Source organism: Tardiphaga sp. 841_E9_N1_2, from assembly GCF_051811065.1.
Classification (GTDB): domain Bacteria; phylum Pseudomonadota; class Alphaproteobacteria; order Rhizobiales; family Xanthobacteraceae; genus Tardiphaga; species Tardiphaga robiniae.
In genome coordinates, this window is record NZ_JBPWQC010000001.1 from 272247 (window position 1) to 294185 (window position 21939).

At 58.1% G+C, this 21939-nt stretch carries 19 protein-coding genes; 6 read left to right on the forward strand and 13 right to left on the reverse strand.

Features of this window, described 5'->3' with window-relative positions; translation table 11 throughout:
* Positions 1–182: 182 nt before the first annotated feature.
* Together AB8A50_RS01265 and AB8A50_RS01270 are read left to right on the forward strand one after the other, a co-directional pair.
* Positions 183–1382, forward strand: coding sequence for a pyridoxal-phosphate-dependent aminotransferase family protein (locus AB8A50_RS01265; protein ID WP_439076479.1), 1200 nt, complete (start codon positions 183–185; stop codon positions 1380–1382).
* Positions 1383–1493: 111 nt separating this feature from the next.
* Entirely contained in the window at positions 1494–2291 is a 798-nt protein-coding gene (locus AB8A50_RS01270; RefSeq protein ID WP_320447584.1) for an enoyl-CoA hydratase/isomerase family protein, read from the forward strand.
* Between the two features lie 290 nt (positions 2292–2581).
* On the opposite strand, the gene AB8A50_RS01275 is transcribed toward AB8A50_RS01270, so the two are convergent.
* The 6 genes from AB8A50_RS01275 to AB8A50_RS01300 all read right to left on the reverse strand — a co-directional run bounded on the left by AB8A50_RS01275 (position 2582) and on the right by AB8A50_RS01300 (position 9120).
* Entirely contained in the window at positions 2582–2986 is a 405-nt protein-coding gene (locus AB8A50_RS01275) for a hypothetical protein (protein ID WP_439076480.1), read from the reverse strand.
* A 320-nt stretch (positions 2987–3306) separates the two neighbouring features.
* Positions 3307–3972, reverse strand: a complete 666-nt coding sequence (locus AB8A50_RS01280; RefSeq protein WP_439076481.1) for an FkbM family methyltransferase — start codon at positions 3970–3972, stop codon at positions 3307–3309.
* Positions 3973–4057: 85 nt separating this feature from the next.
* A complete protein-coding gene (locus AB8A50_RS01285; protein WP_439076482.1) occupies positions 4058–4444 on the reverse strand; it encodes a hypothetical protein in 387 nt (128 codons plus the stop codon).
* 622 nt (positions 4445–5066) lie between these two features.
* The gene (locus AB8A50_RS01290) at positions 5067–5843 is read right to left on the reverse strand and encodes a glycosyltransferase (protein WP_439076483.1); all 777 of its coding nucleotides are present in this window, start codon (positions 5841–5843) and stop codon (positions 5067–5069) included.
* Between the two features lie 1051 nt (positions 5844–6894).
* The gene (locus AB8A50_RS01295; protein ID WP_315841401.1) at positions 6895–7299 is read right to left on the reverse strand and encodes a GtrA family protein; all 405 of its coding nucleotides are present in this window, start codon (positions 7297–7299) and stop codon (positions 6895–6897) included.
* A gap of 15 nt (positions 7300–7314) precedes the next feature.
* A complete protein-coding gene (locus tag AB8A50_RS01300; protein ID WP_439076484.1) occupies positions 7315–9120 on the reverse strand; it encodes a hypothetical protein in 1806 nt (601 codons plus the stop codon).
* 373 nt (positions 9121–9493) lie between these two features.
* Between AB8A50_RS01300 and AB8A50_RS01305 the strand changes: the two genes are divergently transcribed.
* From AB8A50_RS01305 to AB8A50_RS01315, 3 genes are all read left to right on the forward strand, one after another.
* Complete coding sequence (locus AB8A50_RS01305) at positions 9494–10489, forward strand: tripartite tricarboxylate transporter substrate binding protein (protein ID WP_439076485.1); 996 nt, start codon at positions 9494–9496, stop codon at positions 10487–10489.
* A gap of 166 nt (positions 10490–10655) precedes the next feature.
* Positions 10656–11198: a tripartite tricarboxylate transporter TctB family protein gene (locus AB8A50_RS01310; protein ID WP_439066295.1), complete on the forward strand. Its 543-nt coding sequence runs from the start codon at positions 10656–10658 to the stop codon at positions 11196–11198.
* A gap of 10 nt (positions 11199–11208) precedes the next feature.
* Entirely contained in the window at positions 11209–12726 is a 1518-nt protein-coding gene (locus tag AB8A50_RS01315) for a tripartite tricarboxylate transporter permease (protein WP_439076486.1), read from the forward strand.
* A gap of 29 nt (positions 12727–12755) precedes the next feature.
* Here AB8A50_RS01315 and AB8A50_RS01320 read toward each other — a convergent pair whose 3' ends face one another.
* The 4 genes from AB8A50_RS01320 to AB8A50_RS01335 form a co-directional block, all read right to left on the reverse strand.
* Complete coding sequence (locus AB8A50_RS01320; protein ID WP_439076487.1) at positions 12756–13685, reverse strand: glycosyltransferase family 2 protein; 930 nt, start codon at positions 13683–13685, stop codon at positions 12756–12758.
* A gap of 122 nt (positions 13686–13807) precedes the next feature.
* Positions 13808–15001, reverse strand: coding sequence for a CaiB/BaiF CoA transferase family protein (locus AB8A50_RS01325; RefSeq protein WP_439076488.1), 1194 nt, complete (start codon positions 14999–15001; stop codon positions 13808–13810).
* A gap of 364 nt (positions 15002–15365) precedes the next feature.
* Positions 15366–16778, reverse strand: a complete 1413-nt coding sequence (locus AB8A50_RS01330; RefSeq protein WP_439076489.1) for a mannose-1-phosphate guanylyltransferase/mannose-6-phosphate isomerase — start codon at positions 16776–16778, stop codon at positions 15366–15368.
* A 106-nt stretch (positions 16779–16884) separates the two neighbouring features.
* Entirely contained in the window at positions 16885–18051 is a 1167-nt protein-coding gene (locus AB8A50_RS01335; protein WP_439076490.1) for an acyltransferase family protein, read from the reverse strand.
* 106 nt (positions 18052–18157) lie between these two features.
* Here AB8A50_RS01335 and AB8A50_RS01340 point away from each other — a divergent pair, with 106 nt between their 5' ends.
* Positions 18158–19012, forward strand: a complete 855-nt coding sequence (locus tag AB8A50_RS01340) for an NAD-dependent epimerase/dehydratase family protein (RefSeq protein WP_439076491.1) — start codon at positions 18158–18160, stop codon at positions 19010–19012.
* Between the two features lie 49 nt (positions 19013–19061).
* Here AB8A50_RS01340 and AB8A50_RS01345 read toward each other — a convergent pair whose 3' ends face one another.
* The 3 genes from AB8A50_RS01345 to AB8A50_RS01355 are packed head-to-tail and all read right to left on the reverse strand — an operon-like array spanning position 19062 to position 21861.
* On the reverse strand, positions 19062–19847 hold the full coding sequence (locus AB8A50_RS01345) for an ABC transporter ATP-binding protein (RefSeq protein WP_439076492.1): 786 nt from the start codon (positions 19845–19847) through the stop codon (positions 19062–19064).
* 5 nt (positions 19848–19852) lie between these two features.
* The gene (locus AB8A50_RS01350; RefSeq protein ID WP_439076493.1) at positions 19853–20704 is read right to left on the reverse strand and encodes an ABC transporter permease; all 852 of its coding nucleotides are present in this window, start codon (positions 20702–20704) and stop codon (positions 19853–19855) included.
* A gap of 23 nt (positions 20705–20727) precedes the next feature.
* Positions 20728–21861 carry a glycosyltransferase gene (locus AB8A50_RS01355; RefSeq protein WP_439076494.1) on the reverse strand — a complete coding sequence of 378 codons (1134 nt, stop codon included), beginning with the start codon at positions 21859–21861 and terminating at the stop codon, positions 20728–20730.
* Positions 21862–21939: the final 78 nt, after the last annotated feature.

Here is a 21939-nt window from a genome sequence, read left to right on the forward strand (position 1 = left end):
TTGGCAACCCGGCGGTGCCGCGCTCCGGCAGTGGCAACAAGGAGATACGGGAGGGATAAGAAATCCTCATGGCTGCCCCACGTTTTTCTTCGGCGCTCTGGTATACCAGACGCGGGACAAGCCGTTTGAAAGGTGCTATCCGGGCGTTTCAATAAAAATGGACTCCCTGGGAAGGACGAGACATGACCGTGCACACCGGAAGGCATTTCCTGCAGATTCCTGGCCCGACCAACGTACCCGACCGGGTGCTGCGGGCGATGGATATGCCCACGCTGGACCATCGCGGTCCCGAATTCGCCGAACTCGGTCTCCATGTCATTGCTGCAATGCAGCGTGTATTCCGGACCAAGCAGCCGGTCATGATCTATCCGTCCTCGGGCACCGGCGCTTGGGAAGCCGCCATCGTCAATACACTGTCGCCGGGCGACAAGGTGCTGATGGCCGAGACCGGCCAGTTTGCCACGCTATGGCGGGGTCTTGCCGAGAAGTTCAAGCTCGATATCGATTTCGTGCCGGGCGACTGGCGCCACGGCGCCGATCTCGCCGAGATCGAGAAGCGTCTTGCCGCCGACAAGTCGCATGCCATCAAGGCCGTGATGATCGTCCATAACGAGACTTCGACCGGTTGCGTCACCCATCCGCAGGATGTCCGCAAGCTCATGGACCGCGTGAAGCACCCGGCGCTGCTGATGGTCGACACGGTCTCCGGACTCGGCTCGCTCGAATACGAACATGACGCCTGGGGCATCGACGTCTCCGTCGCCGGTTCACAGAAGGGCCTGATGCTGCCACCGGGCCTCGGCTTCAATGCCGTGTCCGACAAGGCGCTGGCCGCCTCCAAGGCCAACAGTTCGTTCCGGTCCTATTGGGACTGGGAAGAGATCATCAACGCCAACAAGCTTGGCTCCTGGCCCTACACGCCCGCCACCAATCTACTTTACGCACTGAAGGAAGGCGTGGCGATGCTGGAGGAGGAGGGGCTCGACAACGTGTTCGCGCGCCACAAGCGCCATGGCGCCGCCGCCCGCGCCGCCGTCAAGGCGTGGGGTCTCGAGACGGTCTCGATCGAGTCACATGATCACTCGCCGGCACTGACCGCGGTGCTGATGCCGGAAGGGCATGACGCCGACGTGTTCCGCAAGGTGGTCCTCGAAAACTTCGACATGTCGCTCGGGACTGGTCTGAACAAGTGGAAGGGCAAGATCTTCCGCATCGGTCATATCGGTCACTTCAATGACCTGATGCTGATGGGTACGCTCGCCGGCGTCGAGATGGGTCTCGAACTCGCCAAGGTCCCCCATCGCGCCGGCGGCGTGATGGCAGCGATGGATGTGCTGACCGGCAAAAGCGTAGTGCCGATGACCAAGGCGGCGGTGGCTTAAAGCGCACGAATTCCCGTCTTTGAGGCCTAACAATCTACTGGAGGCTGGAGCATAATCGCTCCAGCCTTTTCAACATGTTGCGGCGGAATGCTGCACCAGAGGACGAATCACATGAACGCGCCAACGCCCGCCACTGAAGACCTGCTGTATTCCGTCGAGAACGGGATCGCGAAGATCACTTTCAACCGTCCGCAGGCGCGCAATGCCATGCTGTTCTCGATGTATGAGCGGATGGCAGAAATTTGCCAGGCGGCCAATGAGGACCGCTCGATCAAGGCGATCATCCTGACCGGCGCCGGCGACAAGGCCTTCGCCTCGGGCACCGATATCTCGCAGTTCCGCGAATTCAAGACGGCGCAGGACGCGCTCGATTACGAGGCGCGGATCGACCGTGTGCTCACCGCGCTGGAGACCTGCCGGGTGCCGACCATCGCCGCGATCGCCGGCGCCTGCACCGGCGGCGGCGCCGGCATTGCCGCCTGCTGCGACCTGCGCATCGGTACGGCTGCCACGCGCATGGGCTTCCCGATTGCCCGCACCCTCGGCAACTGCCTGTCGATGTCCAATATCAGCCGCGTGATGGCGCTGGTAGGACCGGCTCGCACCAAGGACATGATCTTCACCGCCCGCCTCATCGAGGCTGATGAGGCGCTGGCGCTGGGTCTGATCAACGAGATCGTGCCCGATGTCGAGACGCTGCAGCGCCGCGCGCTGGAACTCGCGCAACTGGTGGCCAGCCATGCGCCGATCACCCTCGAAGTGACCAAGGAAGCCGTGCGCCGGCTGCGCCCGACCCTGACTCGCGAGGAGGGCAAGGATCTCGTGCTCAAGGCCTATATGAGCGAGGATTTCCGCGAGGGCATGGATGCCTTCCTGAACAAGCGCAAGCCGAACTGGCAGGGGAAATGAGCCGCGAAATGTCGGCGCGGCACGACGGTTTCGATCAGTTGCGACGCTAACAGTGCCGTGATCACATCAAATAGGTGCGTTTCGCGGTCTCCGCGATAGCTGCATTTTGCGCGTCCAGACTTAAAGAATGATACGCTGCGCTTCAACGTCTGGCTTTGTAAGTCATCCTCTTCAACAAAGCCCATCCTCGGTTTATCGAGCAGCTTGGAATGCCATGACTTTGCGTATGCCATCCCGCTATTTTAGCTGATGGCGGGGAGGGCGTCATCCTTGCCAGAAGTACGAGTCAGCTAAGCCGCCTCGGCCGAGATCGATCTGACCACAAATTCAGACGGTGAGTCGCCCGATGCGAGATTACGAATAACCAAGTTAGCGAGCTTTGCGATATCGTCCGCCTGAATAGTAAACGCAGCCGGTTGCGCGCCGGCTTCGCAGGCTGTCTCAGCCAGGAATGACGAGCCGTCACTTTGGATGGCGCCGAACCCAATAACCCCCGAGAGTACGTCGGCATCAAAGGTCACCGTGAGGTCGGAGCGGCAAGCTTTGATCGGCCCCGGAATTTTATAAACTAGACTATATGAGCCTTGGACTTTGCTTGATGTGCAAATGTTCTTGTCGGGCTCGCGAACTATTCGGTTTATATGCTGATGCACGCCGAGCCAAAGCGGGATCTTCCAAAATTTTTCGTTTGTCATTGTCATCTCGAAGCTAATGCAACCATGATCCAAGTTTGATAGGTTCATTTAGGCTCGCGTTCAACGGCAATTTCCGACGCCGACGGTTCTCTCTACCACCTTGGCCTCTAGTAGGGTGGGCGCGATCTCTTGCCTAGACCAAGCGTAGGCAAACTTTCGGTCGCGCCATCGTGCGGTATGCCATAAGTCTGGGAGACTATATCACTCCCGTCGGGGAAGGCTGACGCTCACTTGGCTGCGTGCCCAATCTGGGACCGGCGACGCGTCGATATGTGATTGGCGCCTGTCACCGAGAGCTACAGGATGCATGATCAGACCAATCAGCGCAGCATCTGGGGAGATAGGAAGATGGCGTCACCCCAGCACAGGATGTTCGGGTTCTGCTGATTGAAATAGGGCTCATAGAGCTTAAAGAAGGAATAGCCAAAACCACGAAGGTAACTCGCGATATCCCAAAACAGGGGCTGGTTGGCGTAAAGCTCTTGAAACTCGACCTCTAGAGCCAGCAGCGAAATTGCCTCGCGGGATAGTAGTCCAGACGCACCTTTTAGAGCTTCAAGTTCACCGCCTTGAATGTCCATCTTTACGATATCAATTGCGTCGATCCCGCGTTCGCGTGCGATGCTATCTAGCGATCTCGTCTGAACGCTGATCCTACGAACTTCCTTCTCTGGTGCAGCCCAGAACTTGGTATCTCCGATCGGGAGTAACGAGTGCGTGCCGTTGTGAGAGTTCACATGGAAGGTAGCGGTTCCGTCTTCGGCAGCTAGAGCAGAAGTTAGAACGGTGCATCGATCTGAGTATCGGGACAGCGCCTCGCGAACGGTGATTAGATTATCCGGCTCTGGCTCAAATGCGACGACATGGGCTAGAGGAAATGCGTTCAGATATTCGATCGTCGTCGCGCCCGTGTGTGATCCGACATCGAAAATGAGTTTGGGTGTCGATCCCATAATACGAACTTGGTCTGTCAATATTTCTGACACGCGCGCCCCTCCGACAAGGCGGAGACGCTAGCGATCAGGTCGAAGGTAGTAAAGCCAGCGCAAGCAGAATAAGATCGCGTGACAGTTAAACCACACCCCAAAACGCCGCTGCCAGCCAAGGTCGGTAATGAGGATGCCCGCGGCTAACCGAATCCATAAGCGCCAGGCCTGCCTGGGCGACCTGGGGTAAATCCTCAGCGCTGAAGTTTTTCATAGACACGCTTTTCCGAAGCTGGGTTGGATCAAGACCCTTGTCCAGTGCGAGGAGGTCGAGCACTCCATTTAGCTGATCTCGGCTAACTCCGATGAAGCGCGCTCCAGTTGGTCGGTCGGATTCATCGCCGGGTTGGAAGGTGCGCGTCGAGAAATCAGAGCCGGTCGCGCTGATCCTTACGAAGTCCGCGATGTCGGCATAGCGCCACGCCTTATCGTGGGGCCAGATCTTCCAATCCAGATTTTCGATGTCCCACATGATTCGCCCCTCCAGGCACGCGACCGTAGCTTGCAGTGCGACCCCTAACAATTGTTTACAACGTCACCATAACGAAGGAAGAAACCTGCATCGCCAGTCAGTATGGCGTCGGTCATGGGTACCCTTGCCGCAGGACGGCCTACGGCCTCCGGTGAACGGTTCGACACCTACGCCCTGACAGCCGCGCCGCACCAGGCGCTTCGGCGGCCACGTCACGGTGACGAACAAGGGCAACGGGCGGTCGGTGCGGGTGCGGATTTCCGATCGAGGGGCCATTCGTTGAGGGGCGCTGTTTTGTCTCGCGCAGCAGCCAGCTCAATCGGCATTGGGGGTACCGCGAAAGTGACCGTCCAGTAGTTCCGAACGATATCGCGGTTAAGCGGTCTAGTGGGCGGGCTTTTGGCAATGATTACGCCAGTCTTTGGGTCTGCGTGAAAGTCTATTTTCTTGCCGTTCTTGATGCCTTCACCTTCCCACCGGCCATCATCGGCCTTTCGCTGGCGTATAGCGGGTGCGCCACGCGCGCACGATCCGCGGCGAACGCCGATGACTATTGGTGGTTAGGCGCACCCGAACGTCCTGCCGACGTCGGTCGCCGTGTGTGGTCGTCGTGCTCCCTTAACTAAGCGGAAAATCGCAGCTCTTTGGAACGACAGATGGCTTGAGCGAGAGCTGAAACGTCGGGGGCGGACCAAACTGCCCCCGCAAGGTCCGCGTAGTGGCCTTGGGGGTCCTTCAAGGGGATGAGTGTAAACGGCACCTCGACGAGGCCCGGCAGATGGCGAACTTCTGCTGCAAGGTTCCAGCCGCTGGTGATGACTGGCAAGCCACATTGAGATGCCTCTACGAGATTAAGGCCATAACCCTCCGAGCGGGACGGTGAGACGTATACATCAATGAGCGAATAGAAATCAGCTATGCTCATTCGGTTTGATGAATCGAATATCCGGACTCGTGGATCTCCGCCAATCACTGATTCGAGCATCTTTCTTTCGAATGGTCGGTGGTTAAGATCATTGCAACGCAGAAGCAGCTGCTCGGTGCCTCGCACGGGAAATGCGGCGAAAAAAGCCCTCACCGCGTCCTCTGGATTTTTCCTATAGTAGTTGGAATCTACCGAGAATGAATAACCGGCAACAAACGAGCTAATTGAAATGCCGTGGTCGGCACGGATTGCCGCCCGGTGTTGCTTATCGACGAGCGGGAAAGGTTCTGATGCGATCGAGTATGGGACAACTTTGATCGGCCCGGAGAATTTACGAAGATTTTTCGCGAAGCACTTCTGCAGAATATCGGTAGGCGCCCAAATCTCGTCGTAAGTGCGTGTGGCCTTGATCCAAAACTTGGGTAGCGTTTCGATCTCCCATATCCAGTGACCGATGATAGTGCGTTCGACCAACCACGACCTATCAAATGTAGCAATTGCTGCTTGATCTGGGTTGGCGACGAAAACTACATCCGAGATATTCAGATTATAACAGTCTGCAGGGGAAAGGTATGAGGTGGCATTGGGGCTGGGTGTAAGACCCAAACACGAGGTTAAGTCTATGCGGCTTACGATCGATCCTCGGTCTTCAAGTGTTCTTGCTACCAGTTCGGCGGCCCGCGCTAGTCCGCTGCCCGCGCTGAACACGCCTGCTACAGCAACATGTATCCCCTCGAACGATCGGCATGTCCGATACTTCGAAAGATCAAAATGGCTGTCTTTCAGTCGGTGGATTTGGCGAACGCGGCTAATCCTTCTTCGCAACGCAGGAGGCAATAAGCGTAAGGCTATTCGGAACATGTTACCCCTAGTTTGTAGGCAAATTATATTCGCAATCTCAGCGCGTAAACTCCCAAGATCTGAGAATTCACCATGACCGTCGCTGCCCCTGTGGCGTACGGTCCGTTTAGGCGATGGTGGGGAGTACGTCACGATCTGGGTCGACCAAGCGGCTATCTTTTAGGCAGCTAAGGTCAAATGCCTACAAATTAAAAATTCTCGGTCGACTCTTCCGTGCTTCTACCCACCAACAGGGTCGATCATGGACGAGAATTTCCACGACGATATTCGACGGCAACTTAAAGCCGTCGCTGATGCTATACTTGCCTTCCATTTAGCTGTTCTAAGGCCGTGGCGATGCTCGATGCAAATGAATTTCCTAGTGAATTCAAGTTCACAACCTGGACTTTCTCCTTAAATGGGCTTGCACGGTCGCTTTGCCAGCTTTTCGACTTGCTCAGCATCAAGGGCATCCCACTAATTGCCGATGACCGTTTCCGAACGTTCGATCACTTGAACTGAGTGCTTCAAATCAGCCTGCGACTCCTCAGCCACTTGGTAACTTGCAACGCTTGATAGGATGCCAACGAGGACCGATTGCCGCAAAGCAAATAGGTCTGCAGTGTCGAGAAAAACGCCTCGGCAAAGCGGAGCTCTCGTCTATTCAAGATCGAACTTCCGGTTCTCACTTTGAAGCCGCATGCTTGAAAACCCAAAGTCGGCTGATCAAAAAGCTGATAGGCGGCCAGGCTGCTGCGATTCCGAGGGATGTCATCGTCGGGTCCGCCAGATGATGCTCTAATATGAATGTGCTGAGAGAGCCCAACACGATGAAAATTGTCGCCTGCATGGCGCCAAAGCGCGGCAAGTGAACTGCATGGCGGCCGGTCATACGGAATGTGAACTGATGGTGTCCAACGTATGAAACAACGAACCCGCAAAGGATTGCCAGAATTGATGCAATCGAGGGCCGAACGCCCAGAGCTTTGACGAGCCCGATCGAGATCAGCAGGTACGTCAGTGTAGAAAGACCGCCGATTACCACGAACCGCAACAAGGTCTGCACGGTATCGTTGTTCCTGATATTCATGACCGGCCGGATCCGTTAAGTCGAAATCTGCAAGAGATAAATCTGGACCCGGATCGGTCCGGATTCGAAGTCTTTTGGATCGATAATACTGGTTCGCCGACCCAATGCCTGAAATGCCGCTGCTAGTTTCTCGACGCGCGATCTATCATTGGTGACATACCCGATAAGATGCTTCCCCTCTGCGACAGCAGCAATACGCTCAGCCGGGATGTCGACCTGATCCATGACGCCGTCCGCGAGGAATGAGAACCCTGTCGCTCTGATAGCGCTTGCCATATATTTCAGCTTTACGACGCTCTGCGTTCCAACACATCCAGCGCCGGCCGGTATATCCTCATTCATGTCCCCCCAGAGAAAGACGCTACTGAAAGTGTAGCCACGCTGTCTTAGATAACGATGCGAGTTGTCGACGATGGTCGTGATATGGTGACCGATCTGACAGGAACTCGGCATGAAGATATTGATCCACGGATACGATAAGGCGAGCCCGTAGGATAGGGCGGCTACGAAGACCAGACCTCCCAGTATCCGTCGGCCGGCCAAGATGGCCGCGCCCAAAGCCAGAGCAAAGAACGCCGCCGAAAACAGGAACGTGGTGTTGTGTTTCCACAGCGCCAATAGTGGCTGCGGGATGAGGATCGGCGCGATGAACAGAGCGAGCGTGGCGAGTTTCCATAGAACTGCCTTCGTTCCCACTTCTGGAAGCCTGAGCCATATTGCCGCCGAAGCGGCGATTGCTCCATTCAAAGGCAAGACGATCGGGTAGGCGAAATAGCCCCAGTCCAGCGCGGTCTGGCCAGCGGTTTGCCAGCACAGCCAAAGTATCCAAGCGTACAAAAATCCAATTGCCAGAACGACAGCGTTCCGTTCTTTCGTCGTCGCTTCGGACTTTCGAAGAGCGACACAGGCATAAACTGCAACGGCCAAAATCATGCCCCCGGTGAATTGCCCTAAATGCACCGCCGTCCAGTACCAACCCGTGGTCCAAGGATTCCACCAGGCCTTTTGCTGTGAGCTGTCTTTCACGAAGGAAGATGCCAGGTTGAATATCTTCATGAAGAAAAAGAAATCGCGGCCGACAAGCCAGTTCACAAGTCCCATAAATGCGGTGAGCGCAATGGCTCCAAATAATGCGAGCATCGCGGTTGGCAATATTGACGGAATTCGGCCGAACCGCTCGCGATAACAAAAAACGTACTGAGCAATCAGGATGGGCGCGAGATTGACGAAAACGATATTGGTATGAACGGTCGCGGCGAAGGCTGCGCCAGTGAGGAATAGCCCAAGGGGTCTGTAACCATCCTGTGCAGACCTGATCGTCATCCACCAGCTCATGGCGAATAGCGGACCTGCCAGGGTGTTCTGATAGTCAGCGCCGCCACTGGCATGGGCGAAATAGTTTGAAGCAAAGAATGCTGCTGCAATGAAAGCAGATGAGCGCCCGACCAGCCTTGAAAAAGCTGCGTAAAGAAATGACGAGCCGGCAGCGAGCAGACTTATTTGAAGAAGCCAACTCGCCGCCGTTGGGGAGAAGAAGTTCCTTACGAGAAACTCGAGCCAGATCCAGGGAAGGCGTGCGGCCTTATAATAGTCGTTATGGAAATCCGGCCACAGATAGCTGAGGCCATACCCGTGATAATACCACGGATCGAGCCAATCATAAGAATTAAACATCCAACTGCTGTTTATCAGCGCTTGGAAAAGTGGAATGGAACAGATCAGCGCGACATCAAATATCACCTTAGGGTGAGACAAATTTCTCGACCATGTGAAATTATTCCAGCGCCTGCGTTCGAGCCCGTCACGCAGCGAAATACTCATTCAAGCTCCAATCAAAGATACGGCAGATGGTTGTGCAACCGACTTTACCGCGCTGGTCTTGGAAGGAAAGCAGCCGCTTCCAATTTGTGTTGATTGGGCAAGCATATGCTGCGATTTCGCTCCAAACCTGCTGTTCTACGGTTTCGCTGGACGGACGAGGTTGTGCAGCGTCACGGTGATGACACTTTGAGAGCCTTGGAGCAACGTCGGAGAGGTCTGTAAATAGCCGTTAGAGGCCGGCACGCACCGCCCCTGACCAAAGTCAGCCCAGGCCCGCTCCCGGCACGCTTGAAGTCTCACGAAAATCCCCACACAATAGAACCAGCCAAAAAGTGGCGGGCAGCCAACGTCCGCGTCTACAGGGAAGAAACCAATGTCCAAGTCGATTCAGGCTACAGCTGCGCTCGCGGCCGTGCTCGCCAGCGCGCCCATCCTCTCGTCTGCGAAAGCCTGGGAACCCACCAAACCCGTCGAGATCGTGGTTGCAGCGGGCGCCGGCGGCGCCTCTGACCAGATGGCGCGCATGATGCAGGCCGCGATCCAGAAGAACAATCTGATGAAGGCGCCGGTGGTGGTGTCGCTCAAGGGTGGCGCATCCGGTGCAGAAGCGCTGATCTACATGAAATCCAGCGACGGCGACGCCAACAAGGTGCTGATCGCCTATTCGCTGATCTACATGCTGCCGCTGTCCGCCAAGATTCCGTTCAACTGGCGCGACCTCACACCGGTGTCCGTCGTCGCGATGGACCAGTTCGTGCTGTGGGACAATGCGGGTGGCGCCAAGACGGTGAAGGAATTCATCGCGGCGGCCAAGGCTGCAGCGTCGCCGTTCAAGATGGGCGGCACCGGATCCAAGCGTGAAGACCATGTGCTGACGGTGTTCATGGAGAAGCAGACCGGCGCCAAGTTTTCCTATCTGCCCTACAAGTCGGGCGGCGAGGCGGCGACGCAGCTGGTCGGCAATCACACCGAAGCCAACGTCAACAACCCTTCAGAGAACCTTGAAGTCTGGCGCGCCGGTCAGGTGCGCGCGCTCTGCGTGTTCGACAAGGAACGCATCTCCTACAAGACCAAGGTCACCGAGACGCAGTCGTGGAACGACATCCCGACCTGCAAGGAAGAGGGCCTCGACGTGCAGTATCTGATGCTGCGCGCCATGTTCCTGCCCGGCAAGGTGACGCCCGAGCAGCAGGCTTTCTATGTCGACCTGTTCGAGAAGGTGACCAAGACGGCCGAATACAAGGACTACATGGAGAAGCAGGCGCTGAAGCCGATCTTCCTGAAGGGGCCGGAGATGCTCAAGTTCCTCGAAGAGGACGATGCGCTCAACAAGTCGCTGATGACCGAAGCGGGATTCGTGGCGAAGTAAAGCCAATGACTGGCATGCCCCGCGAAAGCAGGGCATCTAGCAAAACACCGACAGCGAGAAAACCACTTGACGGCTCGCATACTGTCATCACTCGCTTTCGCGGGTGATGACAAGTTTCTTTGATGTACGAGTGTGCATCCTTTCTCCATCCTCAGAAACCTTGCCCATGTCCAACACCGACCTCGAAATCATCGTCGAAGATCCCACCGCACCAGAGGACGACTCGCCCTCCGTCGTCAGCACGCGCACCATCGAGATCATCGTCTCGCTGGTTCTGCTGGCACTGGCCATCGTGCTTGGCTTTGACAACTGGCGCACCGGCATCGCCTGGGATTCCACCGGGCCTCAGCCGGGCTATTTCCCATTCTATCTCTCGGTCATTCTCGGCGGCGCCAGCCTTTACGGGCTGATCACGACGTTCTTCGCCCGTAGTGGCGGTTCCGACACTTTCGTCACCCGCGCACAATTGCGGCGCGTGGCGCTGGTGTTCATTCCCACCGCACTGTTTTGTCTCGCAACGCAATTCCTCGGCATCTATGTCGCGAGTTTCGTGCTGATCGCCGGCTTCATGCGCATGGTCGGCAAGATCGCGCTGTGGAAGTCGCTGCTCACCGCCTTCGTCTTCACCGCGATCATGTTCGTCACCTTCGATGTCGCCTTCGACGTCATCATGCCGAAGGGGCCGATCGAATCGGCTCTCGGTCGCTAGGACTTAAGCTATGGAAGCCTTTGGATTGTTGATGCACGGCTTTGCCGTGCTGATGACCTGGAAGATCATCTCGCTGATGGTTGTGGGTCTCGTGCTCGGCATCTTTGTCGGCGTGCTGCCGGGCCTCGGCGGCCCCAACGGCGTCGCCATTCTGTTGCCGCTGACCTTCACCATGGATCCGACCTCGGCCATCGTGATGCTGTCCTGTATCTATTGGGGCGCGCTGTTCGGCGGCGCCATCACCTCGATCCTGTTCAACATCCCCGGCGAGGCGTGGTCGGTGGCCACCACCTTCGACGGCTATCCTATGGCCCAGCAGGGCAAGGCCGCGGAAGCACTGACAGCGGCGTTCACGTCGTCCTTTATCGGCTCGCTGGTGGCCGTGATGCTGATCACGTTTCTGGCGCCGATGATTTCATCCTTCGCGCTGAAATTCGGCCCGCCGGAATTCTTTGCGGTCTATCTACTGACCTTCTGCTCCTTCGTCGGTCTCGGCCGCGAGGCCAAGCACAAGACCGTCATCTCGATGGCGTTGGGGCTGCTGATCGCCGGCATCGGCATGGACACGGTGTCGGGCAATCTGCGCATGACCTTCGGCTCGGACAATCTCCTGCGCGGCATCAACTTCCTCGTCGCGGTGATCGGCCTGTTCGGCATCAGCGAAATCCTGCTGACCATGGAAGAACGCCTCGCGCTGCGCGGCCACGCCGCCAAGATCAGCCTGCGCACGGTGCTCAAGGTCTGGATGGATTTGCCGAAATACTGGGTGACGCTGCTGCGCTCGTCGGTGATCGGCTGCTGGCTCGGCATCACGCCGGGCGGCGCCATTGCGGCCTCCTTCATGGGCTACAACCTCGCCAAGCGCTTCTCCAAGGATCCCGAGAGCTTCGGCAAGGGGCGCATCGAAGGCGTGTTCGCGCCGGAGACCGCGGCGCACGCGTCCGGAACCGCGGCGCTGCTGCCGATGCTGGCGCTCGGCATTCCAGGTTCCGGCACCGCGGCGATCCTGCTCGGCGGCCTGATGGTGTGGGGCCTCAATCCCGGGCCGCTGCTGTTCGTCGAGCACAAGGATTTCGTCTGGGGCCTGATTGCCTCGATGTATCTCGGCAATGTGGTCGGTCTCGTCATCGTGCTGACGACCGTTCCGGTCTTTGCCTCGATCCTGCGCGTGCCCTTTGCGGCAGTGGCCCCGATGATCGTGGTATCCTGCGCCATCGGCGCCTATGCGATCCAGAATGCGATGTTCGACATCTGGCTGATGCTGGGCTTCGGCGTCGTCGGCTATGTCTTCAAGAAGATCGGCATTCCGCTCGCGCCATTCACGCTGGCGCTGGTGCTCGGCAGCCGCGCCGAGGATGCGTTCCGCCTCGCCATGATCGGCTCCGGCGGCAGTGTTGGCGTGTTCTGGTCCAATGGCCTCGTCGGGACCATCACCACGCTGGCGATTACGCTACTGTTCTGGCCACTGATCGATCGCGCCTTTACGACCGTTGCACGCATCTGGCGGCCGACGCCGGTGACGACGTAAGTGGTGCTCGCGCCTGGCTGGATGGAGGCCTAATCCGGCAGTGACGGCTGCGCCAGATATGCCAGCAGCTTTATCTCGCGGCGTCCGCGGGTGACGGTGTCGAGCACGAGGCCCGACGAAAATGAGAGCACGCCGACGATCATCAGGCCGGTCGAGAGTACGGCGGTTGGCAGCCGAGGCACCAAACCTGTTTCCAGATAGGTGACGGTGAGGGGAATCGCGAGGCCGATGGAGACAATGCCGAAAAACAGGCCAATTGTGCCGAAGAAGCGTAGCGGCTTTTCCGAACGATAGAGCTTCATGATGGTGCCGAGGATCCGGAAGCCATCCTTCCACGTGTTGAGCTTGCTGATGGAGCCCTGCGGTCGCGCGAAATAGGGCGTCTCGATTTCAGCGACCGGCAGTGCGAGCTGCAGCGCATGAACGCTCAGTTCGGTCTCGATCTCGAAACCATCGGACAGCACCGGAAAGGATTTGACGAAGCGTCTCGAGAATACGCGATAGCCTGACAGCACATCCTTGAAGTTCTGACCGAACGTCATTGACAGAAAGCCGGTGAGCAGTGAGTTACCGGTACGGTGGCCAAGGCGATAGGCGGCAACCTGCTGCTCAATGCGGCGGCCGACGACCATGTCGAGGCGATCGTTTAACAGCGCTTCGATCATGGTTGGTGCGGATGTCGCGTCGTAGGTCGCATCGCCATCGACGAGAACATAGATATCGGCATCGACGTCACCGAACATGCGGCGGACGACATGACCCTTGCCTTGACGCGGCTCGCTGCGAACAATCGCACCCGCCTGCGAGGCTACTTCGCGCGTGCGATCTGTCGAGTTGTTGTCGTAGACATAAATCGTGGCGGCCGGCAGCGCTCTGCGGAAGTCGTTCACGACTGTTGCGACTGCGACCTCTTCATTGAAGCAGGGGATCAGGATAGCCACGCGGGGCGGTGCGGTCATGGAGCCTTCCTGCGGGTTCGAGGGGCAGCACGATCTCCGATCGACTGCGCCTGGACGAAGATGTGCTCCCGATTAATGCAGCCTCTGGCGTTAATTTTCATAGTACTTGATGGTTCGCCGCCTCAGACCACCTTGCCACGTCGCAATTCGGCGATCTCGTCGGCGCCAAAGCCGAACTCGGCGAGTAGCTCCTCGGTCTGTTCGCCGACTTCCGGCGGCCGGGCGGCCATGTGGCTCGGCGTGCGTGACAGCGTGAAGGGCTGAGCGACCAGCGTGATCTTGCGGTTCTGGTCGTTGGGAACGTCTTGGGCGAGGCCCAGATGCTTGACCTGCGCATCGGCGAACATCTGGTCGACGGAGTAGATCGGACCGCAGGGCACGCCGGCGGCATTGAGGTCGTTGACCCATTTTTCGGTGGTGCGCTTTTCGGTGCAGGCGCTGATCGCGGCGTTGAGCGCGTCGCGGTTCTTCGAGCGGGCAGGGCCGGTGGCGTAATCGGGATGGGTGATCAGTTCGGGGGCGCCGATGGCCTGGGCACAGCGCTCCCAGATCTTGCCGCCGGTGGTGGCGATGTTGATGTAACCGTCGGAGGTCCTGAACACGCCGGTGGGAATGCTGGTCGGGTGGTTGTTGCCGGCCTGCTTGGGCACGTCCTGTTCCATCAGCCAGCGGGCGGCCTGGAAATCCAGCATGAAGATCTGGGCTTGCAGCAGCGAAGTCTGCACCCACTGGCCCTGACCGGAGACATCGCGCTCCAACAGCGCTGTAAGGACGCCTAGCGCGCAGAACAGCCCGGCGGTGAGATCGGCCACGGGAATGCCGACCCGCATCGGGCCTTCGCCGGGAGCCCCGGTGATCGACATCAGGCCGCCCATGCCCTGGGCGATCTGATCGAAGCCCGGCCGCTTGTGATAGGGACCGTCCTGCCCGAAGCCGGAAATGCTGCCATAGACGATGCCGGGATTAATCGTCTTCAGGCTCTCGTAATCGATGCCGAGCCGGGCTTTTACATCCGGGCGAAAATTCTCGACCACCACATCGGCTTTCTCGACCAGCCGCTTGAACACGGCAAGGCCGCGGGGGTCCTTCAGGTTCAGGGTCATGGCCCGCTTGTTGCGGTGCAAATTCTGGAAGTCCGAGCCCTGCCGGGGGCCCCCGGGCTGCTCGGAACCGGCGTCGTCGCTCAACGCATCGATCTTGATGACATTGGCGCCCCAATCCGCGAATTGCCGGACCGCCGTCGGGCCGGAGCGGATCCGGGTGAGGTCGAGCACGGTAAAGCGGGAGAGGGCCTGCGAGGCGCGCGGGAAGGGCATTCAGAGGGCTCCGGTGGAGGCGGGAGATCGGAAGGTGCCTTACCTTTCGCGCAAACCGGCGGGCTTGTCATGCCCTGGAGCGGCATGGGGTGGCCTGCATTCCCGATAAGCTGAGTGAAAATCCATGAGATGGAACGCTACAAATGGTTGCAATTTGGGATGAGCTCGCGTGATCATTTGAGCGTTCGCATAACTGGCTGAATACTCGGGCAGTATTTGGAGTTTTGCGTATGTTGAAGGTATTCTGCTTGGGCTTATCCTTTTTGTGGTCGGCTATACGCTGGCAATGCGGCTGATGGCCCGGAGGGCGGACGTTCTGCATGGCCCGTTCATTCAAGCGGACCAGCGCATCAGCAAGCTGTAGCTATACGCGCTTGTAGTCATCCTCGATCCGGACGACGTCGTCCTCGCCGAGATAGCTGCCGGTTTGTACTTCGATCAGCTCCAGCGGAATCTTGCCGGGATTTTCCAGCCGGTGGATGGCACCGAGCGGAATGTAGATCGACTCGTTCTCGTGAACGATCTTGACGAGTTCGCTGACAACCACTCTGGCTGTACCGCGCACCACAATCCAGTGTTCGGCGCGATGGTGATGCATCTGCAACGACAGTCTCTCGCCCGCTTTCACCACGATACGTTTGACCTGATAGCGCGCGCCATCCACGAGTGATTGATACGACCCCCACGGGCGATGTACCTTGAGATGGTCTTCAGTGACCTGTGGTGCGGCCACCCTCAGCTTCGTAACGAGGCGCTTCAGGCCATTGGCATCCTTCTGGCGCGATACCAGGACCGCGTCCTGCGTCGCCACCACCACAAGATCGTCGACGCCTTCCAGCGCGACCACCGGGCCATCGCTCGCGACGTGACAGTTGCGCGAGTCCTCGAACACTGCGATGCCCTGTGCGGCATTGCCCTGCGCGTCTTTTGCAGAGAGCTCCCAGACCGCAAGCCACGAGCCAACATCCGACCAGCCGCAGGACACCGGCACGACGGAGGCTCGTATGGTCTTTTCCATCACCGCATAGTCGATTGAGATCGACTTCGCCTTGCCGAAGGCGTGGGCATCGAGGGTGAAGAAGCCGAGGTCACGCCCGGCCTTCGTGATAGCCTCAGCGATGGTTTCAACGCTATCCGCATCAAAGTTGCGATATTCGTCCAGCAGCATCGCCGCGCGGAACATGAAGTTGCCGCTGTTCCAGAGATAGCCGGCCTCGATATAGCCGGTCGCTGTTGCGAGGTCGGGCTTCTCGACGAATTTGAATACACTCTTCACATCGCCAGCGATCGGCCGTCCCGGCGAGATGTAGCCGTATTCCGTGGCCGGCTGTTCCGGCTTGATGCCGAACGTTACAATATGACCGCTGTCGGCGGCGACCAGTCCCTGACGGCAGGCAGCCACGAAGGCGGGCGTGTCCGTAACGACATGGTCGGCGGCAAGCGCCAGTACAACAGCATCTTCGTCGCGTGTCTGCGCGAAGGCAGCGCCAGCAGCGATCGCCGGTCCGGAATCGCGGCGCGTGGGCTCGAGCAGCACATCGGCGTCGAGCCCGATCTCATCGAGCTGCTCACGCACCATGAAGCGATAGGAGGCGCTGGTGATTACGATGGGACGCTCGAATAAAATGGAGTCCGAGACACGCAGTATCGTATCCTGAAAGGTCGAGCGGGCTCCGAACAGAGGCAAAAACTGCTTTGGACGTCCTTCGCGCGATGACGGCCACAACCGGGTTCCGGCTCCGCCACACATGATCAGGGGAATAATGCGCTTGCTCATCAGTTACCGGACCTTTATCGCCATGCCGTCGTCGGAAACCTTCATCCGGCAAAGTCGCCGCATATCAACGACCGGCCATGCCCTCGTCAATGGAACGGAATCCCGCTCAGGAAGCCTGCGGCGAGCGATCGGGGACTGAGTGCAGCGGCGTTACCAGTCTCTCCGGTGACTCTATCGGCTGGGTCAATGCAGGGGGAGCGTGGCGATCCGGCCGGGTAGACGTCAGGCGGCGGCCAAGGCGGATCGAGGGTTCCTCAATCAGCTTGACCGACAGCCAGGCGACCGGGATCGTCAGCAGGATGATAATAAGAGAAGTCGCTAGTCCGACCTCAATCGGGCGAGCTACTGCCCATGGCTGGCTGCGCAGATAGTGGCAGATGACTTCGAGAAAGACGACGTTGAAGAGATAGAAACTGTAGCTGATTCGTCCGAGAAAGATGGATACGGGTCTTTCAAGGAAAACGCCGAATGAGCCGCCCTTGCCGTAATAAAGTGCGGTCACCAGCGCTGCCGCAGCGACGTGCTGAAGGGTCGATCTGAAGATGATCACAATCAGAAGAGCCACGAGCCAGCCCCACGACGGCAGGCAACGCGCGATCCAGGCGCCAGCTCGTGTTGGGATCAGCGCGCCGAGTGCGAAGCAGACCCAGAATTGCTTGAAGTACATCATGTAGGGTTTCAGCCAGGCGGCCTTGAAGATCACAACAAGGGTGAGCGATATGGCAAACAGGCCCCATTCGCCGCCCAGCCGGAATCCGGCATAAGCGAGCAGAAGAAAGATCGCTGCAATGAACTCGACGTTCAACGTCCAGGTCGCACCGTTGATCGTTATTTCGTAGAGCGTAGCATTCAGGAGAAACCTGTCGAATGAGACAGGAATGCCTACGGGGGGGAACACGACTGCACAAGCGACAAGGCAGACGAACAGCGCGGGATAAATACGCAGGAAACGGCGCACCAAAAATTTAAGCGACATCGGTGCGAAGCGTTCAGTATTGTGCCGCAAGCTGTTGAAGAGAACGGCTCCGCTGAGAACAAAGAAAATGACAACTGCGGTCTCGCCGTTGAATAGCTTGAGTACGATCTTTGTCGCACGCCCGTAGGTGTCATCGATCTTTAGAATGCTCTCATAGAGAATGCGGGAAATCTGGGTCGGGTCGATGCCCAGAATGGTATGAAACACCACGACGACGAGAGCTGCGTATCCTCTAAGGCCGTCCAACTGGTTGTTCCGGTTGGTGTTCAATGGAGCTGCAGGCGCATTCGATTGCATTTATAAAGTACTCGATCCGATGTACTGGGTGCGGAGGGCGTGATCAGACTTTTATTCCGGGGCCATAGTGTCAAATAGGATGGCCCAAACGAGGTATTAGACACTTATGCGAAGCATTGTGCTAGGCGCCACCGGCGTTGTCGGGGGACACATTATCGAACAACTGCTGCTGCAGACGGGGGAAATGCCGTTTGCATTGTCGCGTTCCCCGCCGGCGCAAGACGCTCGCAACGTGTGCTGGTTTCGCGGCGATCTAACCGACCTTTCGGCACTGACTCTCCCTGATTTTTCCACAATATACTGTACCGCCCATGCGGGCTCGCTCGCCGCCGGGCTCCCTCATCTGGTAGGTCCGGGCGTTCAGCGCCTCGTGCTTTTCACATCCTCCAGCGTCGTTACCAAGCTCAATTCCGATGTGGCATACGAGCGTGAGGGACTTCAACGGCTGGCTGCAGGAGAGGCGGCGACGATCGCGTTTTGCGAAGAGCGAGGCATCGCATGGACGGTTTTACGTCCGACCATCATCTACGATGAAGGACGCGATGCGAATATTTCGCGGCTTGCCCGGTTGATAGCGAAGTTCGGTGTACTGCCCTTGGCGGGGTGGGGAGCAGGACTACGGCAACCGGTGCACGCGCAGGACCTGGCCGTTGGTGCGCTCCAAGCTGCAGCCAGTCGGGCGGCTTGGAACAAGACCTATGCGCTGCCGGGGGGGGATACGATCAGCTACCGCGAAATGGTGGGCCGGATCTTTGACGGACTTGGGAAGCCGCGACGGATCGTTCCGGTGCCGGTGGCGCTTTGGCGGGTGGCTTTCTTCTTGCTGCAACGGTGGCTCCCGAATGCGAATGCCTCCATGGGAACCCGGATGTCGAAAGACATGACTTTTGACGCTAGGCTTGCGCGTGAGGATTTCGGTTGGAATCCACGCGGTTTTCGTCCGCGCTTCGATCACCTGTAGGGATACAACATGCGAGGGTGAGCGAAGTCATGTTTGCGCGCCTAGGCGCTCAGACAATTTCCTTGTCGAACGTATAGGCCTCGATCATATCGTCGACCGGCCCGATCGCTCTAACTTGTCCTTTGTCCATCCAGATCGCCTTGTTGCACCAGCGTTTGCAAATCTCCGGGCTGTGGGACGCCAGCACGAGCACGTTGGCGCTCTCGACAAAGGATTCGATACGGTGTTGAGCCTTTGCGAGAAATCCCGCATCGCCGGCGACGATCCATTCGTCCATTAGCAGGATTTCGGGCGCGAAGCAGGTGGCAACGGCGAATGTCAGGCGCGTCATCATGCCCGATGAGTAGGTCCTGACCGGAATATCCAGATAGTCGCCGAGTTCCGTAAATTCCACGATGTCGGCGATCCGCTCTTCAACCTGCTGAGCCGTCAGGCCGAGGATGAGGCCTCGTAACCTGATATTATCATAGCCGCTGACCTCACCGTCGATTCCGAGGCTGATATCAAACATCGGAGAGATGCGTCCCTGGGTCCGTATGACGCCTGCAACAGGCTCATAGATGCCGGCCATCACACGCAGCAGAGTTGTCTTTCCTGCGCCGTTGGAACCAATTAGTGCCACGCGGTCACCGGCCTCGATGTTGAGCGTCACATTCCGCAGCGCTTCGACCGAGATCCGTTGATTGGCGTCGCTGGCGAGCTGTCCGCCAGAGCCGCGAAACAGTAGGCTTTTTTTCAATGAGCGAGAACCGCCGTGATAGATCGGAAATGAAACACTGACGTTGTCGAGCGCGAGCAACGTCTCATTGGCGGATGTGCTTCCGGCGATACGCATGACAGTCAGACCCAGTAGGAAATACGTGAACGGAAGCGCGTGAAGAACGCACCCGCAACAGTCAGATTGATCGCCGTGATCAGTAGGACGGCGACGTAGTTTTTCATGGATGGTGCGGTGCCAAGCAGCGGAGCGCGAACGATCTCGATGAGATGGAAGAACGGATTCAGGTCGGCAACGAAGGCCTTGTTCTTCAGCAGCTCCGGCTTCCAGAAAATCGGGGTGATGAAAAAGACAATCTGAACCATCGAATTGATGAGCTGCGGAATGTCGCGGAAGCGCGCCGACAGCATTCCGATAAACATGGTGGCGAGCGCGCCGTTGAGCACGATGAAGAACAGTCCCGGGATCGCCAGCAACATCACGGGCCCGGGCCAGATCTGAAAGTACAGTAGTACGCCGAAGTAGATGACGAAGTTGTGCGCGAAGATGACTAGCTTGCTCCAGGTCGATCGATAGACATAGACCGTGTAGGGCAGCCGGATCTGCTTGATGTAGGACTCGGCGCCCGTGAACAGGGTGCCGCCCTCGGTCAGAAAGCTGGACAGGAACGTCCAGACCAAAAGTCCCACGCAGAGGAACGGAAGAAATTCGTCGATCGGCGATTTGAAGAGCTCGGCATAGACGACGCCGAGCGCGACCACCATGATGGCCATACTGGCCGTCAGCCAGAACGGTCCCAACAGGGATCGGCGATAGCGCTGGAGGATATCGTTCCAGCCGAGCCGCACCCAAAGCCGCCACATCCCGAGTCCCGACACGATGTCTTCGGTCGCGGTCGACAGTGCGTTGTCGCCGCCGCTGTGGCTAACAATGGGGGCGTTTGAACTGCTATGTGCGTGCAGCGTTTGTGACATGCGTAGAGATACCCGATCCTTCGTCATCGCCCCGAGCGACGCTGGCGAACTGCATCTTCGTAGACGTTTTTCATGCGGGAGAGAAACCGCTCCCGGCCATATTCTTCGTGTGCCCGCTTGCGACCGGCATCGCCAAGACGCTTGGCCAGCGAGGGATCGTCAAGGATGCGTTCAAGCGCCGATTTCAGGTCTGCAACGTCATCGACCGGCACGGTGATGGCTTCCTGACCATCCCGGGCGACGTGTGGAACGGCGGTGGGGAGTGCAGTATTCACGATGGGCAATCCGGCGGCCATCGCTTCAAGTTGGACAATACCAAACGCTTCAGCGGGTGTCACCGAGGGGAACGCGAAGACGCGTGCGGCATACAGATGGGCCTTAACCTCGCTGGTTGGTATCCGGCCGGCGAATGTCACACGATCCGCAACTCCCAGTCTCAGTGCCATCTGTTCGAGTTCGCTGCGCAGTTCGCCTTCGCCGATGAGTACAAGCTGCGCATCAAGGTCGCTCAGCGCTGCAATCAGATGCTTAAATCCCTTATAGGGGACAAGGCGGCCGATTCCGAGGATCATCCGAGGATACCGTTTCCTCAGCTCCTGCGCGCGGGCCTGCTCTTCAGCCGTGCAACTGCTCCAGGCGTCAACGTCGGCGCCGTAGGGAACGACGACCCATTTCTCGCGGAAGCTTGCCAAGATCGGTGAGCTCTGCGCCGTCGATTCATGGCTGACGACGATTTTATCGGCCCGGCGCAGCGTCGCCATGATCGCCGGCGTAACCAGCTTGCTGAGCAGCGAAAAGCCGATGATGTCGGCGTGCCAGTAGACGATCAGCGCCGTGCTTGCGGGCAGATGGGCAACTGCCAGGTCCGAGAGCGGGAAGGGAGCATGATGGACGACAACGTCGCAGGACTTCCCGCGCTGCAGCAGCCGAAGTGGAAATGTTGGAGCCAATGGCGTCGAAAAAAACGTTCCGAGAGACGTCACGGCTTCCACTGGCACGCCATCATTCTCGTATTCGCGTGACAAGCCCTTGCGACGAGCGACGAGGATAGCGTTGTCAATCTTATCATGCGGAAACTTGCACAGCTCGGCGATCACGAATGGGATGCCGCCATCCACGTCGGGTCGATAGATCTTGTAGCTGTGAAGGACTTTCATGATGCGATGTTTCAGTCGGAGACGGACTATCCTATCCGAGGGACGTCCGCCACGAATGGCTTCAGACAGAGCGGAGCG

Coding starts and splice junctions, on each gene's coding strand:
- AB8A50_RS01325 (WP_439076488.1), bottom strand. CDS start 15,001: ATGCCCTTCCCGCGCGCCTCGCAGGCCCTCTCCCGCTTTACCGTGCTC.
- AB8A50_RS01340 (WP_439076491.1), top strand. CDS start 18,158: ATGCGAAGCATTGTGCTAGGCGCCACCGGCGTTGTCGGGGGACACATT.
- AB8A50_RS01265 (WP_439076479.1), top strand. CDS start 183: ATGACCGTGCACACCGGAAGGCATTTCCTGCAGATTCCTGGCCCGACC.
- AB8A50_RS01355 (WP_439076494.1), bottom strand. CDS start 21,861: ATGAAAGTCCTTCACAGCTACAAGATCTATCGACCCGACGTGGATGGC.
- AB8A50_RS01270 (WP_320447584.1), top strand. CDS start 1,494: ATGAACGCGCCAACGCCCGCCACTGAAGACCTGCTGTATTCCGTCGAG.
- AB8A50_RS01320 (WP_439076487.1), bottom strand. CDS start 13,685: ATGACCGCACCGCCCCGCGTGGCTATCCTGATCCCCTGCTTCAATGAA.
- AB8A50_RS01330 (WP_439076489.1), bottom strand. CDS start 16,778: ATGAGCAAGCGCATTATTCCCCTGATCATGTGTGGCGGAGCCGGAACC.
- AB8A50_RS01350 (WP_439076493.1), bottom strand. CDS start 20,704: ATGTCACAAACGCTGCACGCACATAGCAGTTCAAACGCCCCCATTGTT.
- AB8A50_RS01310 (WP_439066295.1), top strand. CDS start 10,656: ATGTCCAACACCGACCTCGAAATCATCGTCGAAGATCCCACCGCACCA.
- AB8A50_RS01335 (WP_439076490.1), bottom strand. CDS start 18,051: ATGCAATCGAATGCGCCTGCAGCTCCATTGAACACCAACCGGAACAAC.
- AB8A50_RS01305 (WP_439076485.1), top strand. CDS start 9,494: ATGTCCAAGTCGATTCAGGCTACAGCTGCGCTCGCGGCCGTGCTCGCC.
- AB8A50_RS01295 (WP_315841401.1), bottom strand. CDS start 7,299: ATGAATATCAGGAACAACGATACCGTGCAGACCTTGTTGCGGTTCGTG.
- AB8A50_RS01315 (WP_439076486.1), top strand. CDS start 11,209: ATGGAAGCCTTTGGATTGTTGATGCACGGCTTTGCCGTGCTGATGACC.
- AB8A50_RS01275 (WP_439076480.1), bottom strand. CDS start 2,986: ATGACAAACGAAAAATTTTGGAAGATCCCGCTTTGGCTCGGCGTGCAT.
- AB8A50_RS01285 (WP_439076482.1), bottom strand. CDS start 4,444: ATGTGGGACATCGAAAATCTGGATTGGAAGATCTGGCCCCACGATAAG.
- AB8A50_RS01345 (WP_439076492.1), bottom strand. CDS start 19,847: ATGCGTATCGCCGGAAGCACATCCGCCAATGAGACGTTGCTCGCGCTC.
- AB8A50_RS01300 (WP_439076484.1), bottom strand. CDS start 9,120: ATGAGTATTTCGCTGCGTGACGGGCTCGAACGCAGGCGCTGGAATAAT.